The following is a 15,016-nucleotide window of genomic DNA, read 5'->3' on the forward strand; positions in this document are numbered from 1 at the left end:
CAATTGGCCGGGCATCTCAAGGGCAATGGTCTGATAGACAATAAAAAACGGCCGCAAGCGGCCGTTTGAACGCCAATGGGCGGGTTACTTTTTCTCGTGTTCCTGCGGGAACACCAGGTTCAGCACGATGGCGGTAATGCCGCCGGCGGCGATACCGGAAGAGAGCAGGGTTTTCAGCCAGTCCGGCGCGAACTGCAGGATCAGCGGCTGCTGGGAGACGCCCATGCCGACGGCCAGCGACAGCGCCATGATCATGATGGCGCGGCGGTTCAGGCGCTCGCGTGACACGATGCGCACGCCGGAGGCGGCGATGGTGCCGAACATCACGATGGTCGCACCGCCCAGTACCGGCTCGGGGATGTGCTGCACGAAGCCGGCTACCGCCGGGAACAGCCCCAGCGCGATCAGCATCAGCGCCACCACAAAGCCGACATAGCGGCTGGCGACGCCGGTCAGCTGGATCACGCCGTTGTTCTGGCCGAAGCAGGAGTTGGGGAAGGTATTGAACACCGCCGACAGCATCGAGTTCAGGCCGTTGGCCAGTACGCCCCCTTTTAGACGCTTCATGTACAGCGGCCCGCTGACCGGCTGTTCGGAGACGTCAGAGGTGGCGGTGATGTCGCCGATGGTTTCCAGCGAGGTGACCATAAAGATCAGCATCAGCGGCAGCAGCAAGTTCCAGTCGAAGCCCAGGCCGTAATAGAGCGGCGTGGGAATAGTGATCGCCGCCGTGGGTGCCGCCGGAGCGTCGGCGGGCAGCATGTCCATCGCCCAGGCCAACAGATAGCCGACCGCCATGGCGATCACCAATGAAGCGACGCGCAGGTAAGGGTTGCGCTGGCGGTTCAGCAGGATGATGACCGCCAGCACCGCGCCGGCCAGCAGCAGGTTTTTCGGTGAGCCGAAGCTGTGATCGTTCATCGCGGCATAACCGCCGCCGATCGAGGTCAAACCGACCTGAATCAGCGACAGGCCAATGATCATCACCACGATGCCGGAAACCAGCGGGGTGATGATGCGGCGCGCCAGATGCAGCACGCGCGACAGCAAAATTTCGGTGCAAGAAGCGACCATCAGGGTGCCGAACAGCGCGGCCATCATGGTCGGCACGTCGGCGCCGCCGTTTTTCAGCGCCAGACCGCCCATGATCAGCGGCGAAACGAAGTTGAAGCTGGTGCCCTGAATCGACAGTAGCCCGGAACCCACCGGCCCCCAGGTTTTGATTTGCAGAATGGAAGCCAGGCCGGAGGCGAACAGCGACATGCTGATGATGTGCTGGGTATCCTGCGCCGGCAGGCCCAGCGCCTGGCAGATCAGCAGCGCCGGAGTGATCACCGCAACGAACATCGCCAACAGATGCTGGCCGGCGGCAAACAGCGTTTGCGGCAGCGGCGGGCGGTCTTCGAGGCGATAAATCAGTTCGCTGGCGCGGGATTCTGAGGCGGCTTGGCGTGTGGCATCAAGCTCAGAGGATGACATGCTCATGGTGTGGCGTTTCCAGATACGGCAAAGCAGGCATTTTAATGCGCCGCCCCGCAAAAGCAAACGGTTGCGCCTAAATATTATATTGTCAACTTTCCTGTTTATGTCGCATTTTCATTCATTTTTTCTTGTCATCTTAGCGTTTTTTACTTCTAATCCTGCACTCATCAAGTTTAAAAACTCAGTGGTTTTCTATAACTTATTATTTTTATTTGGATCTTTTCCCTTACATGGAGTACCTGGATGTTTCATCTTGATACTTATGGCACGTTAGTCGCCGCGACGCTGGTTTTACTCCTCGGGGGCAAGTGCGTCAGAAGCATTCCTCTGCTGCGAAAATATACCATTCCTGCCCCCGTCGCCGGCGGTTTGCTGGTGGCCCTTCTGTTGTTAGCCCTGAAAAAGTTCGCCAACTGGGAAATCAGCTTTGACATGTCGCTGAAGGATCCGCTGATGCTGGCCTTCTTCGCCACTATCGGGCTGAACGCCAACCTGGCGCGGTTGCGCGCCGGCGGCAAGGCGCTGATGGTATTCCTGTTCGTGGTGCTGGGGCTGCTGTTGGTGCAGAACGCCATCGGCATCGGCATGGCGAAAATGCTGGGGTTGGATCCGTTGATGGGCCTGATCGCCGGGTCGATCACCCTGTCGGGCGGCCACGGCACCGGGGCGGCCTGGAGCAAGCTGTTCATCGAGCGCTACGGCTTTGAAAACGCGACGGAAGTCGCCATGGCCTGTGCCACCTTCGGCCTGGTGCTGGGCGGCCTGATCGGCGGCCCGGTGGCGCGCTATCTGGTCAAACACTCCTCTACGCCGGAAGGCACGCCGGAAGACAGCGTGCAGCCGAGCGGTTTCGAGAAGCCGGAAAGCGGCCGCCTGATCACCTCGCTGGTGATGATCGAAACCATCGCCATGATCGCCATCTGTCTGAGCCTGGGGCAGCTGATTGCCGGCCTGCTGAACGGCACGGTGTTTGAGCTGCCTAACTTCGTTTGCGTGCTGTTCGTCGGGGTGATCCTCAGCAACACGCTGGCCTTCACCGGTTTCTATACCGTGTTTGAGCGGGCGGTATCGGTGCTGGGTAACGTCAGCCTGTCGCTGTTCCTGGCGATGGCGTTGATGAGCCTGCGCCTGTGGGAGCTGGCTTCGCTGGCGTTACCGATGCTGGCGATCCTGGCGGTGCAGACGCTGGTGATGGCGCTGTACGCGATCTTTGTTACCTACCGGGTGATGGGCAAGAACTACGACGCGGCGGTGCTGGCCGCCGGCCACTGCGGTTTCGGCATGGGCGCCACGCCGACGGCGATCGCCAACATGCAGGCGATCACCGATCGCTTCGGCCCGTCGCATCTGGCGTTTCTGGTGGTGCCGATGGTGGGAGCGTTCTTTATCGATATCGCCAACGCCATCGTTATCAAGCTGTATCTGCTGCTGCCGGTGTTCCCGGCGGTGGGGTGATATCGCGAGTCATCATGAGAAGGGCGCCTGCGGCGCCCTTTTTTATGCGTTGGAGTAGCGCGCCTTCTCCGGCAGCCAGCGTTCGATCAGCGCCTGGGCGTGTTCCGGGTAGTGCTGATGGAGATGGCGAGCGACGCGTTGCACTTCGGGGATCATCGCCTGGTCGCGCAACAGATCCGCCACCTTGAATTCGGCGCTGCCGGTCTGGCGGGTGCCCAGCAGCTCGCCCGGGCCGCGGATCTCCAGATCGCGCTGGGCGATGACAAAGCCGTCGTTGCTGTCGCGCAGCACCTGCAGGCGCGTTTGCGCGGTTTTGCTCAGCGGCGTTTTGTACAGCAGCACGCAGTGTGAAGCCACGGCGCCGCGTCCTACGCGGCCGCGCAGCTGGTGTAGCTGCGCCAGGCCCAGCCGCTCCGGGTTTTCGATGATCATCAGGCTGGCGTTCGGCACGTCGACACCGACTTCGATCACCGTCGTGGCGACCAACAGCTGCAGCTCGCCCTGTTTAAACGCCTGCATCACCGCCTGCTTTTCCTGCGCTTTCATGCGACCGTGCACCAGCGCCACCTTCAGCTCCGGCAGCGCGGTTTTCAATTCTTCCCAGGTGGCTTCCGCCGCCTGCGCTTCCAGCAGTTCGGACTCTTCGATCAGCGTGCACACCCAGTAAGCCTGTCGCCCCTCTTCCAGACAGGCGCTTTTCACCCGTTGAATGATGTCGGCGCGGCGGGTATCGGGAATGGCCACGGTGGTCACCGGCGTACGGCCCGGCGGCAGCTCGTCGATAACCGAGGTATCGAGATCGGCGTAGGCGGTCATTGCCAGCGTGCGCGGGATCGGCGTGGCGGTCATGATCAACTGATGGGCGTGGAAGCCTTGCTCTTCGCCTTTCTCCCACAGCGCCAGCCGCTGATGCACCCCGAAGCGGTGCTGCTCATCGATAATCACCAATGCCAGGCCGTTGAACTGCACCTGCTCCTGGAAGATGGCGTGGGTGCCGACCACCATCGATACCTGGCCGCTGGCGATGGCTTCCTGCTGCGCGATGCGCGCCTTGCCTTTTTGTTTGCCCGCCAGCCAGCCGACTTCCAGCCCCAGCGGCTCGAACCACTGGCGGAAATTGTTGGCGTGCTGCTCGGCCAGCAGCTCGGTCGGCGCCATCAGCGCCACCTGCTTGCCGTGCGCGATGGCGCGCAGCGCCGCCAGCGCCGCCACCAGCGTTTTGCCGGAGCCGACGTCGCCCTGCACCAGCCGCATCATCGGGAAGTCTTTTTGCATGTCGGCTTCGATGTCGGCCACCACGCGCGTTTGCGCGCCGGTCGGCGAGAACGGCAGCTGGGCGAGAAAACGGTTTTTCAGCCGATCGTCCGGCAGCAGAGGTTGCGCCTGATAACTCTGCGCACCGGCGCGCACCGCCAGCATGCTGAGGTTATGCGCCAGCAGCTCTTCGAGGATCAGGCGTTTTTGCGCCGGGTGTTTGCCCAGCTCCAGATCCGCCAGCTGAATGTCCGGCGGCGGGCGGTGCAGGGTGTGCAGCGCCTGCGGCAGGCTCATCAGGCCGCCGCTCAACTCCGGCGGCAGCAGTTCGGCGATGGCGCAGGTATCCAGCAGCTCCAGCGCCTGATCGGTCAGCTTGCGCAGCGTGGCTTGCCGCACCCCTTCGGTGGTGGGGTAGACCGGCGTCAGCGACTCCTGCAGCTCGACCTCGCTGGCTTCGCCCTGAATACGGTATTCCGGATGAATGATCTCCGCGCCGTGGTTGCCGCGTTTGATCTCGCCGTAGGCGGTCACGCGGCGGCCGGTGGCCAGGCTGTTCTTCATTGCGGCGTTGAAATTGAAGAACCGCATGGTGAGGATGCCGGTACCGTCGCTGATCTGGCAGGTCAGCATGCGACGGCGGCCGAAGCTGATGTCGCTGCGCAGCACTTCCCCTTCTACCGTGGCGTAGATGCCCGGCAGCAGATCGTTGATCGGGTAGAGGCGGGTACGGTCTTCGTAGCGCAGCGGCAGGTGCAGCAGCAGATCCTGAATGGTCTCGAGGCCAAGCTTGGCCAGTTTGCCCGCCTGGCTGGCGCCAACCCCGGAAAGCGTGGTGAGTGGGACAGCATCCAGCAGGCGGCCTTTCATTTGCGCACCGTCGCCTGCATGGCCGCCCACCATTCGGCGCTGGCGACCACCTGGCCCTGCTCGTCAATCTGCGGGCGTGGCAGCCCTTTGCGCTTGGCCACGTTGGCCAGCACCGGGTAGCCGCCTTCGAACAGCAGACGCTGCTGCTCTTCTTCATCCAACATGCTGTTGTCGCGGCGATACAGGCCGGCATTCTGCCGCTGGCGCTGCGCTTCATACAGGATCAGCGCCGAAGCCACGGAGACGTTGAGCGATTGCACCATGCCGATCATCGGAATGACGATGTCCTGGTCGGCGAGCGCCAGCGCTTCTTCGGTGATGCCGGTTTTTTCCTGGCCGAGCAGCACGCAGGTTGGCCGGGTGTAGTCCACCTCGCGGAAATCGACCGCGCGCGCAGACAGGTTGGTGGCCAGAATTTGCATGCCCTGCGCTTTCAGGTGACCGACCGCGTCGCCGATGGAGCGATGGGTTTTAACGCTGACCCAGCTGTTGCTGCCGGCGGCGGAGGAAACCAGGGTGCGCATGCGGGTGGTGGGCCACACGGCGTGGACCTGATGCACGCCGACGGCGTCGGCGGTGCGGATAATGGCGGAGACGTTATGCGGCTTGTGCACTTGCTCCAGGCAGACCGTCAAATCCGGCTGCCGGGTCGCGAGCATTTCACAAATCCGCGCATAGCGTTCAGGACTCATAAGCGCTAGTTTCGGTTGCGGTTAACTTTGATCACATCCGGCATGATACGGATTTTACGCATAATGTTTGCCAAATGGATGCGATCGCGGGTGGTCAAGCGGATAAAGGCGCTATAAACCCGACCGTCTTTCTCTTCGGTGTTCAGGCTCTGAATATTGGACTCGGCCGCGTTGATCGCTGCCGTCAGGTTGGCCAGCGCGCCCTGGTGGTTAAACATATCCACCTTGATCTCGGCGATGAACTCCTGCTCGGTCTCTTTATCCCACTCGACCGCCATGAACTTCTCAGGCTCTTTCTGATAGCCGCGAATATTGCGGCAAGATTCATGGTGGATCACCAGCCCTTTGCCCGGGCTGACGTGAGCGATAATCGGGTCGCCCGGAATCGGACGGCAGCACTTGGCGAAGGTGATCAACACGCCGTCGGCGCCCTTGATGGCCAGGTTACGCACGCCGGAGGTGGTGCCCAGGCTGGACTGATCGCCCTGCAGATTCTTCGCCACCACCACGCTCATGGCGTTGCCGAGGCCGATTTCCGCCAGCAGATCGTCCAGCGTCGCCAGCTTCATGCGGTCCAGCTCGTGCTGAATGTTTTCCTGCGGGATTTCGGCCAGCTTGCGGCTACCGCCCAACGCATGGTTGAGCAGTCGGCGGCCGAGGCCGACGGAGTCGTCGCGCTTGAGGTTCTTCAACATCTGGCGAATTTTGGCACGTGCTTTCGAGCTGACCACGAAGTTCAGCCAGGCGGCGTTGGGCCGCGCGCCCGGTGCGGTGATGATCTCGACGGTCTGGCCGCTGGTCAGCGACTGCGACAGCGGGTATGGCTGACGATCGACGCGCGCGCCGACGCAGGCATGGCCGATATCGGTATGCACCGCATAGGCGAAGTCGACCGGCGTGGCGCCGGCGGGCAGCTCGACGATGCGGCCTTCCGGGGTGAAAACGTAAATCTCATCCGGGAACAGATCGGATTTGACGCTCTCGATAAATTCAAACGAACTGCCGGCGCTTTGCTGCAGCTCCAGCAGGCTTTGCATCCAGCGCTGGGCGCGGATCTGCGCCGTAGTACCGGTTTCGCCCTGTTCTCTTTCCTTGTAAGCCCAGTGCGCGGCCACCCCCATCTCAGCCATCTGATCCATGTCTTCGGTGCGGATCTGCACTTCGACCGGCACGCCGTGTGGGCCGATCAGCGAGGTATGCAGCGATTGATAGCCGTTGGCCTTGGGAATGGCGATGTAATCTTTCACCCGCCCCGGGCGCGGTTTGTACAGGCTGTGCACCTGGCCGAGTACGCGGTAGCAGGTATCGACCTCTTTCACGATCACCCGGAACGCGTAGATATCCATGATGGAATGGAAACGCTGTTCTTTGAGGTGCATCTTGAGGTAGATGGAGTAGAGGTGTTTTTCCCGCCCGCTGACGCGGCAGGCGATGCCGGCTTCGGTCAGTCGCCCTTCGATCTCGGAGAGGATTTTTTGAATCATCTCTTTGCGGTTGCCGCGTGCGGCTTTCACCACTTCCTTGATCACGCGATAACGGTTCGGGTACAGCGCCTCGAAGCCCAGCTCTTCCAGCTCGGTCTTCAGGTGATGAATACCCAGACGGTGGGCGAGCGGGCTGTAGATTTCCAGGGTTTCACGCGCGATGCGCCGGCGTTTGTCGGGGCGCAGCGAACCGAGGGTGCGCATGTTGTGCGTACGGTCGGCCAGCTTGATCAGCACGACGCGGATATCCTGCACCATCGCCATGATCATCTTGCGGAAGTTTTCCGCCTGCGCTTCTTTCTTGTCCTGGAACTTCAGCTTGTCGAGCTTGGAGACGCCCTCAACCAGTTCGGCGACGCTCTTGCCGAACAGCTGTTCCATATCTTGATAGGTGGCTGGGGTGTCTTCGATGACGTCGTGCAGCAATGCCGCCATCAGCGTCTCGTGATCGAGACGCATTTCCGCCAGGATGCAGGCCACGGCGACCGGGTGAGTAATGTAAGGCTCACCGCTGGAACGTGTCTGGCCCTCGTGCGCGTCGCGCGCGACGAGGTATGCCTGTTTGAGGCGCTTAATCTGCTCCTCGGGCAGGTAACGTTGAATCAGCAGATTCAGGCTTTCAAACAGGTACAAGGCGGACTCGCAGTCTAATTAACGACGACCTTCAGCAATCGCGGTAACCGCTTGAATCTCTGCGGCTTCCTGCTCTTGCTGTTCCTGGCGCTCACGCACGTCGAGGATCTGGCTGGTGATCAGGCCTTCTTCGATTTCGCGCAGGGCGATAACGGTGTACTTGTCGTTCTCTTCCGGAACCAGTGCATCTTTGCCGCCGGTCTGGATCTGACGCGCCCGACGAGCAGCGACCAACACCAGGTCAAAACGGTTACCAATTTTCTCTACAGCGTCTTGAACAGTTACGCGTGCCATATTTGTGCTACTCCACAGGTGACGAAAAGACTGGGCATGATACTGAAACTGCCTTCAGTCTGCCAATAGTTTGCTGATTAAAGCGTCATGCCGCAGCAACTGGCGGCCCAAACGCAGGCGTTCGGCGCGAATGATGGTCTTCAGATCGGACAGCGCCAGATCGAAATCATCGTTCACGATCAGGTAATCGTACTCCGCGTAATGCGTCATTTCCGCCACGGCCTGAGCCATGCGCTTGGCGATCACCTCGTCGGAATCCTGACCGCGCCCGCGCAGGCGGCGGCCCAGTTCTTCCTTCGACGGCGGCAGAATGAAGATGCTGCGCGCCTGCGGCATTTTGGCGCGGATTTGCTGCGCACCCTGCCAGTCGATATCCAGAAACACGTCAACGCCGGTCGCCAACACTTGTTCGATGGCGGCGCGCGAGGTGCCGTAATAGTTGCCGAACACTTCGGCGTGCTCAAGAAACGCGTCCTGCTCGATCATCCGGCGGAATTCGTCTTTCGAGACGAAGAAATAATGCTCGCCGTGATTTTCACCCGGGCGACTGTCGCGCGTGGTGTGCGAAACCGAAACCTGCGTGTCGTACAGCGGTTGCGTCTTTAACAAAGCCTGAATCAGACTTGATTTACCTGCGCCACTGGGAGCAGAGACAATATAAAGCGTGCCTTGAGCCATGATGATGTTCGTTGATAACGGTTGATATGCCAATAACAGCGGATGTGTATTTTCTCCGCACAGTATACACGGCTAACGCGCCGGGTGCAGCGTTAGCTCGCATTTTGCCCGCCGCTTTGCGCGGAAAAAGCGGCGAATGAGCGAATTTGCGCGTCGAAGGGCAACATTTCTGCAGTTTTGGCCTCGGCGGCGGCGCGTTGCCGCCCCGAGATCAGTGATCCGGATGCTGGTAGTTGAACACCGGCAGGCCGAGGCGGAAGCGCAGGGCGATCAGACGCGCGCTCAGGCCGGCGACCAACGTGAGGATCACCACCAGATTATGCGGCAGGCTGAGGTGCTGCAGGCCGATATACAGCCAGGCGGCGCTGAAGGAGATGCCGGCATAGATCTCCTTCTGGAAAACCAGCGGGATGCGGTTGCAGAACATGTCGCGCAGCACCCCGCCGAAGACGCCGGTGATCACCGCGGCGATGGCGGCGATAATGGCGCTGTGCCCCATATCCAGCGCCACCTGCGCGCCGATGATGGAGAAGACGATCAGGCCGACGGCGTCGAGCACGAGGAACAGGCGGCGCAGATGGCGCATCAGAGGAGCCACCCAGGTGGTGACGATCGCCGCTATCGCGACGATGACGATGTATTCCGGGTGTTTGACCCAGCCCAATGGAAAATGCCCGAGCAGCATATCGCGCACCGACCCACCGCCGATTGCGGTGACTGAAGCGATGATGATCACGCCGAACATGTCCATTTGGCGGCGGCCGGCCGCCAGCGCGCCGGTCATGGCTTCGGCGGTGATGCCGATGATATAAAGGATGCTCAGTAACATAAGGGGTTCACAGCGTACTTGCCTCAGAATGATGGCCGGCAGGGTAATCGCCGCCGAGGACCCGCGCCACTGAGTTTTTTTCACCGATGGCGTTTCGGATTAATTTAGCTAATCCAAACTCCGTTTTTATTGCCGATAACCAGCCTTTTTTAACATTTTGCTGTTGATAATAGCATTAGAAATTTCGCGCTGATTTCCATTGCTGACTATGCTTTTTGCAGCGAATCCTTCAACCGAGAAACTGAGACTGCAGATGAAAAACTCCTCGAAACTGGCCGCCGGCGCCGTGATGGCCGCCCTGCTGCTGAGCGGCTGCGTGGCGCCAGGCCACCAGGCTGTGTCACCCGCCCCGGCTTGCCGTACCGGCGATCCGATGATGCAAACAACGCTCTACTTCGGCCTGAATCGCCCGGCGGGGCCGGCGATCACCGCCGCCGAGTGGCAAACCTTCGTCGACAGCCAGGTGACGCCACGTTTTAAAGACGGGCTGACGGTCTTTGATGCCAAAGGGCAGTGGCTGGGCCACAACGGCAAGCTGGCGCGCGAGAACAGCAAGGCGCTGCTGCTGATCCATGCGCCGGGCAAAGAGAGCGAGGCGAATATCGAGGCGCTGCGCAGCGGCTATAAGCAGCAGTTTGCGCAGGATTCGGTGATGCGGGTGGATGCGCCGGTGTGCGTGGCGTTTTAAAGCGAACTCCCGGCCATGCGGCCGGGAATAAGGATTACAGCACCAGGCCGGCGATGGCCGCCGACAGCAGGCTCACCAGCGTCGAGCCATAAACCAGCTTCAGGCCAAAACGGGAAACCACGTTGCCTTGTTGCTCGTTCAGTCCTTTGATGGCGCCGGCGACGATGCCGATGGAGGCGAAGTTGGCGAACGACACCAGGAACACCGACAGAATGCCCAGCCCGCGCGGCGACAGCTCCGCCGCGATCTTCTTCAGCTCAATCATCGCCACGAATTCGTTGGCCACCAGTTTGGTCGCCATGATGCTGCCCGCCTGCAGGGCCTCTTCCGCCGGGATGCCGATCAGCCAGGCCAGCGGATAGAACACATAGCCGAGGATCTGCTGGAAGCTGATACCGAGCACCGCGGAGAACAGCGCATTGACGGCGGAGATCAGCGCGATAAAGCCGATCAGCATCGCCGCGATGATCATCGCAATCTTGAAGCCGGCCAGAATGTACTCGCCCAACATTTCGAAGAAGCTCTGATCTTCATGCAGTTTGTTCAGCTTCAGCTCCGGCTCGTCTTCGACCTGATACGGGTTGATGATCGACAGGATGATAAAGGTGCTGAACATATTAAGGATCAATGCCGCTACCACATACTGCGCATCGATCATCGACATGTAGGCGCCGACGATGGAGAGCGATACCGTCGACATGGCGGTCGCGGCCATGGTGTACATGCGGCGCGGCGAGATATCGCCGATGATGCCCTTGTAGGCGATAAAGTTCTCTGACTGCCCCAACACCAGCGTGCTGACGGCGTTGAACGATTCCAGCTTGCCCATACCGTTGACCTTGGACAGCAGGGTGCCGACCAGGCGGATGATCAGCGGCAGGATGCGGAAATGCTGCAAAATGCCGATCAGGGCGGAAATAAAGATGATAGGGCACAAAACGCCGAGGAAGATGAACGCCAGGCCATCCTTGCTCATGCCGCCGAACACGAACTCCGATCCTTGGGCAGCATAGGCGAGCAGGGTGTCGAAGAAGCCGGCGACGTGTTTGATCACGCTGAGCCCGCTGGCGGAGTGCAGGAAGAAATAGGCCAGCGCGCCTTCGATCACCAGCAGCTGGATGATATAGCGCAGGCGGATTTTCTTGCGATTGTTGCTGACCAGCAGCGCCAGGGCGATGATCACCACCAGAGCCATAATAAATTGCAGAATTTGTGGCATAAACGGTCCGTACGGTTCACGGGCAGAGAAAAAACACATTTAGCCACAGCATCGACGTCCTTTCATTACATTGCGTGATAATTAGAACAAAATACTTATGGCATGCGGGATATCTTGCCGAATGTCATCCACACGCGCTGCTCGGCAGTTTTTCATAAGCTCCCCGGTGATCCGTCTCCCCAGAGGTCTGCCGGCTCGCAACCTGATGCAACCACTGTCCCGCGCGTGCAGGTGCCTGGAATCTGGCTCGCAATGAGCGATTTTTCCCGACGCAAAGCGTGGTTTTCTCGAGGGAGGCAGAGAAAAATGCCTGAACAAGGCGCCACGACCGGCGCATTTTCTCGGATAAGGAGGCGAACGATGAATACCGGCACGTTGCTCAGGGCGCTGGCCAACGGGGTTAATCCTGACACCGGCGAGCTGTTGAGACCGGCTTCGGCGGCCTGCGCGCCGGAGGCTATCCGCCTGCTGTTCGCGTTGGCCAACGAGTTCGACGGTGAAGCCGAACTACAGAAAAAAGCCCGGTTGACGCCGGAGGAGAAGCGGCAGAAGAATCTGGCCGAGGGGCGGCCGGCCAATGCCTACTTCCCTTGGCCGGAAGAGGAAAAGCTGCGGCTGCGCGAGAGCCATGCGGCCGGGGCGACGCTGGAAGCGCTGAGCGATGAGTTCGAGCGCTCAACCTGGAGCATTGCGGTACAGCTGCAGAAAATGGGGTTGATCGGTGAGGAACAGGCGGCCGCCTATCGCTGATTTGCAGCCATAAAAAAGCCCGCGTGGCGCGGGCTTGATGGTGAGCGGAGCGGGATCACTCGTGAATCTGAATGTTGAGTTAAGATTCTTTCTATTGATTTATATTGTTTTTGTTTTTGTTTTTGTTTTTGTTGATTAGTGATTACGTACACTCTTAAGTACACCTGAATTTGAAGGATTGGTTATGAGCAGAAATTGACAAGTTCACAAGGGTTTTACTTTTCTGTCATTGCTTGACAAAATTAGAAAATTGCAAGATTATTGGCCTTGTCACACCTTCTTACCTCAAACCTGCATCTGTCCTGTGAAAGAGGAACATTTTCGAATGAAGCAACCTTGGGAACTCAACTCTGTACTAACAGCTGATCGCTTGAAACAGCTAGCCTCTCTGATTAGAGACGTTAGGGATGATGTAATTGATCGGCATGATGACGACATAGGTGATACGGCCCGTGGTACTGGCATGAGGGCTTATGAGTGTTCACGATCACGCATCATTCGTGCGGTTAAGGATAGTAAAAATTGGCCTTGGTTGGGAATTGTGAAACCTGATGGTCGATTCACTTTTTCGATTCAATCCGTCCCTGTAAGGCTTTATAGAGGTAAGCCTGGCTGCCCCGAAGAAAGAAGGCTAATTCCCTCTATTGAAGCATTAAGGCAAATGTCATGGCTTGAGCCAGAAGTCGGTGATGCTGCTGCTGTACTTTGGTTTTTTGCTATCGAATTGGATGAAATGCGATACGTTGAGCGTGTGACGTTTGTCGGTTTCCTTGAAGGACAGCAGATTTCGTGTTGGGAAATTCCTCTTGATGAGCGGGTTCCTGCTTTTGGCCCTGCCATGAGTGAATTGCCTCAGCCAGTTGAAACGAAAAAAGCATCAGTCTCGGTCAAAAAGAAAGACAAAAAAGCAGAGAATGATGGCGAAGATAATGGTCAGTAAGGTATGTATTTAGATTTCTATGGTGAAAAATTAAGGCTGGCTCGTTTGCTCAAAGGAGTAACTCTTCAAGAGCTAGGTGATGCTGTATCTGTTTCCAGGCAGGGTATACACCAGTATGAAAGTGATGCAAGGGCTCCTTCGATGGATGTCAGAAACGCTTTGGCAGAATATCTTCAAGTATCCCCTACCTTTTTTGGTATGCCTATGTCTGGAGATGTGAAGCCGGAGCAATGTCATTTTCGGAAGAGACAAACAACGCCAGTGGGAGTAAAAGAGCGGGTGCAGGCATATAGCACCGTGCTTGAGCAGCTAGTGGTTGAGTTGAATGAGCATTTGGATATGCCTCAAAATGGCTTTAACTTAATCGATAATACAAAAATTAAGGAACTTACTCCCCCCATAATAGAAAAGATTGCAGAGGGAGCACGCCTCAGGTGGAATTTATCAGCTGATGCTCCGATCGACAATATGGTTAATGTTTTGGAAAATCAAGGGGCTATTGTTACTTGTTTCGATGGTGTGTCCGATAAAGTTGATGCTCTATCTGTAAATAGAAAGTATCCAATAGTAATAAGGAATACAGCCAAGGAAAGTGTTTGCAGAATGAGATTCGATTTGGCTCACGAATGTGGTCATTTGGTAATGCATGATGGAATAGAAACAGGTTGTAAAAAAACGGAAAGAGAAGCAGATGCTTTTGCGAGCGCCTTTTTATTCCCAAGGAAGTCATTTGCTAGTGAGTTTCCTGCATGCTTGAATTTCGATGGATCTTTTAATTGGAAAAAAGTATACGAATTAAAAGTTAGATGGAAGATGAGTGCAAAAGCGATAATTTTCAGAGCTCACTTTTTAGGTTTTATAAATGCACAGCAATACAGGAGTGCTAATGTCTGGTTCAGCCAAACTAGGCAATCGCGACAAGAGAAGTTTGATGACGCTCTCCAAATGGAAGAGCCTCATATACTGAAAGAAAGTATAGTCGTTATGAAAGAACACTTAGGTGTAACATTTGAAATGATGGCCGATAAATTAGGTGTAAAACCAGTATTGTTGTCGAGTGTTACAGGGATGGAGTATAAAGAGCCCACCTCTGATATTTATGATGATGTGGTTGTTCCATTCAATTTTTAATAAAAAGCTCCATGGTGAGGGGCTTCGTGATAGTGGCAATAATGGTCGGAGCCCTGAGTTGACTTGACACGGATATCGGAAATAATCAAATTTAGTTTGATAGGCCGCTCCGAACCAGAAGTAGCAGTTAGCAGTTTGTACTATCCGTGACATGATTTTAGAAGTTTTCGCGGTATCGAAAATAATTAATGTGCAGTGTAATATTTTTAGCAAAAATGAAAATTACTCGAGAATGAATTAATGTATTTTGTAACGCATGATAACCAAGGGAAATTAAGATTTATGATTTTTATCAATTACACACACTCCTGCGAGCCAGTCTATTTGAGGTAAAGAGTATGGTAGCGAGTGATCTGAATTGTGATCATTCGATAGTCTCTCTAGTCCAAAAGTAGAACTTGGTATAAGCAGGGCAACTAACTAAAGGAAGAAAAATGCCTATAACTAGAGAAGTAATGCAAGAAATGGATGTTTTAGCTGAGTCTATTGCTGAAACTATAGAGGACTATAGTAATAATAATTTCTGCGCGACTAATGATAAAAATCATGTTCTACGATGGGTTTCTCAGTTTAACGAAGATGACCAGCTTTTTGTTTTACAGCAAACAGACATACTA

At 56.8% G+C, this 15,016-nt stretch carries 14 protein-coding genes; 6 read left to right on the forward strand and 8 right to left on the reverse strand.

Translation table 11 applies throughout. From position 1 onward, the window contains the following. Positions 1 to 84: 84 nt before the first annotated feature. The gene (locus ACJ8IL_RS23520) at positions 85 to 1,485 is read right to left on the reverse strand and encodes a nucleobase:cation symporter-2 family protein (RefSeq protein ID WP_025304709.1); all 1,401 of its coding nucleotides are present in this window, start codon (positions 1,483 to 1,485) and stop codon (positions 85 to 87) included. Between the two features lie 240 nt (positions 1,486 to 1,725). Here ACJ8IL_RS23520 and gltS point away from each other — a divergent pair, with 240 nt between their 5' ends. After that, positions 1,726 to 2,937: a sodium/glutamate symporter gene (gene gltS, locus ACJ8IL_RS23525; RefSeq protein WP_025304708.1), complete on the forward strand. Its 1,212-nt coding sequence runs from the start codon at positions 1,726 to 1,728 to the stop codon at positions 2,935 to 2,937. A 42-nt stretch (positions 2,938 to 2,979) separates the two neighbouring features. Here the strand turns inward: gltS and recG are convergent, their stop codons facing one another. From recG to ACJ8IL_RS23555, 6 genes are all read right to left on the reverse strand, one after another. Beyond that, positions 2,980 to 5,061 carry an ATP-dependent DNA helicase RecG gene (gene recG, locus ACJ8IL_RS23530; RefSeq protein WP_033636486.1) on the reverse strand — a complete coding sequence of 694 codons (2,082 nt, stop codon included), beginning with the start codon at positions 5,059 to 5,061 and terminating at the stop codon, positions 2,980 to 2,982. Next, positions 5,058 to 5,753 carry a tRNA (guanosine(18)-2'-O)-methyltransferase TrmH gene (trmH, locus tag ACJ8IL_RS23535; RefSeq protein WP_041037384.1) on the reverse strand — a complete coding sequence of 232 codons (696 nt, stop codon included), beginning with the start codon at positions 5,751 to 5,753 and terminating at the stop codon, positions 5,058 to 5,060. Before trmH ends, recG begins: the two co-directional genes overlap by 4 nt. Positions 5,754 to 5,758: 5 nt before the next feature. After that, positions 5,759 to 7,870 carry a bifunctional GTP diphosphokinase/guanosine-3',5'-bis pyrophosphate 3'-pyrophosphohydrolase gene (gene spoT / locus ACJ8IL_RS23540; protein WP_015379445.1) on the reverse strand — a complete coding sequence of 704 codons (2,112 nt, stop codon included), beginning with the start codon at positions 7,868 to 7,870 and terminating at the stop codon, positions 5,759 to 5,761. A gap of 18 nt (positions 7,871 to 7,888) precedes the next feature. After that, positions 7,889 to 8,164, reverse strand: coding sequence for a DNA-directed RNA polymerase subunit omega (gene rpoZ, locus ACJ8IL_RS23545; RefSeq protein WP_004931221.1), 276 nt, complete (start codon positions 8,162 to 8,164; stop codon positions 7,889 to 7,891). 54 nt (positions 8,165 to 8,218) lie between these two features. Continuing rightward, on the reverse strand, positions 8,219 to 8,842 hold the full coding sequence (gene gmk, locus ACJ8IL_RS23550) for a guanylate kinase (protein ID WP_060435251.1): 624 nt from the start codon (positions 8,840 to 8,842) through the stop codon (positions 8,219 to 8,221). Between the two features lie 211 nt (positions 8,843 to 9,053). Beyond that, the gene (locus tag ACJ8IL_RS23555) at positions 9,054 to 9,671 is read right to left on the reverse strand and encodes a trimeric intracellular cation channel family protein (protein ID WP_025304704.1); all 618 of its coding nucleotides are present in this window, start codon (positions 9,669 to 9,671) and stop codon (positions 9,054 to 9,056) included. A 253-nt stretch (positions 9,672 to 9,924) separates the two neighbouring features. Here ACJ8IL_RS23555 and ACJ8IL_RS23560 point away from each other — a divergent pair, with 253 nt between their 5' ends. After that, positions 9,925 to 10,359, forward strand: coding sequence for a DUF3574 domain-containing protein (locus ACJ8IL_RS23560; protein ID WP_442516881.1), 435 nt, complete (start codon positions 9,925 to 9,927; stop codon positions 10,357 to 10,359). A gap of 34 nt (positions 10,360 to 10,393) precedes the next feature. On the opposite strand, the gene ACJ8IL_RS23565 is transcribed toward ACJ8IL_RS23560, so the two are convergent. After that, on the reverse strand, positions 10,394 to 11,578 hold the full coding sequence (locus ACJ8IL_RS23565; protein WP_060435300.1) for a NupC/NupG family nucleoside CNT transporter: 1,185 nt from the start codon (positions 11,576 to 11,578) through the stop codon (positions 10,394 to 10,396). Between the two features lie 360 nt (positions 11,579 to 11,938). On the opposite strand from ACJ8IL_RS23565, the gene ACJ8IL_RS23570 reads away from it, so the two are divergent. From ACJ8IL_RS23570 to ACJ8IL_RS23585, 4 genes are all read left to right on the forward strand, one after another. Next, positions 11,939 to 12,328 (forward strand): hypothetical protein, encoded by a 390-nt coding sequence (locus ACJ8IL_RS23570; protein ID WP_197812231.1) that lies wholly within the window; start codon positions 11,939 to 11,941, stop codon positions 12,326 to 12,328. Positions 12,329 to 12,653: 325 nt separating this feature from the next. Next, positions 12,654 to 13,268 (forward strand): hypothetical protein, encoded by a 615-nt coding sequence (locus ACJ8IL_RS23575; protein ID WP_232761382.1) that lies wholly within the window; start codon positions 12,654 to 12,656, stop codon positions 13,266 to 13,268. Between the two features lie 3 nt (positions 13,269 to 13,271). Then, entirely contained in the window at positions 13,272 to 14,399 is a 1,128-nt protein-coding gene (locus ACJ8IL_RS23580) for a helix-turn-helix domain-containing protein (RefSeq protein WP_442516882.1), read from the forward strand. 434 nt (positions 14,400 to 14,833) lie between these two features. After that, positions 14,834 to 15,016 (forward strand): hypothetical protein (locus ACJ8IL_RS23585; RefSeq protein WP_442516883.1); only part of this gene is annotated, 183 nt, incomplete at its 3' end.

It is taken from the genome of Serratia sp. CY47444 (assembly GCF_052168635.1).
Lineage (GTDB): Bacteria > Pseudomonadota > Gammaproteobacteria > Enterobacterales > Enterobacteriaceae > Serratia > Serratia bockelmannii.